The 424-nt window shown below is 68.2% G+C and carries 1 protein-coding gene; it reads left to right on the forward strand.

Annotated features, from left to right (window positions below; genetic code table 11):
• A partial coding sequence (gene pgk / locus MKD38_RS30935) for a phosphoglycerate kinase (RefSeq protein ID WP_252682468.1) occupies nucleotides 1–424 on the forward strand: 424 nt, incomplete at both ends.

The following is a 424-nucleotide window of genomic DNA, read 5'->3' on the forward strand; positions in this document are numbered from 1 at the left end:
TCGACCAAGCTGACCATCCTGAAGTCGCTGGCCGACAAGGTCGACAACCTGGTCGTCGGCGGCGGCATCGCCAACACCTTCATGCTGGCCGCCGGCCTGAAGATCGGCAAGTCGCTGGCCGAAGCGGACCTGGTCGGCGACGCCAGGGCCATCATCGACATCATGGCCAATCGCGGCGCCTCGGTGCCCATCCCCGTCGACGTGGTCTGCGCCAAGGAATTCAGCGCGACCGCCGCGGCCACCGTCAAGGACGTCAAGGACGTGGCCGACGACGACATGATCCTCGACATCGGCCCGCAGACCGCCGCGATGCTGGCCGGGCAGCTCAAGGCCGCCGGCACCATCGTCTGGAACGGCCCGGTGGGCGTGTTCGAGTTCGACCAGTTCGGCAACGGCACCAGGGTGCTGGCCGAGGCCATCGCCG

The sequence above is a fragment of the Cupriavidus sp. WGlv3 genome (assembly GCF_023952475.1).
Lineage (GTDB): Bacteria > Pseudomonadota > Gammaproteobacteria > Burkholderiales > Burkholderiaceae > Cupriavidus > Cupriavidus phytorum.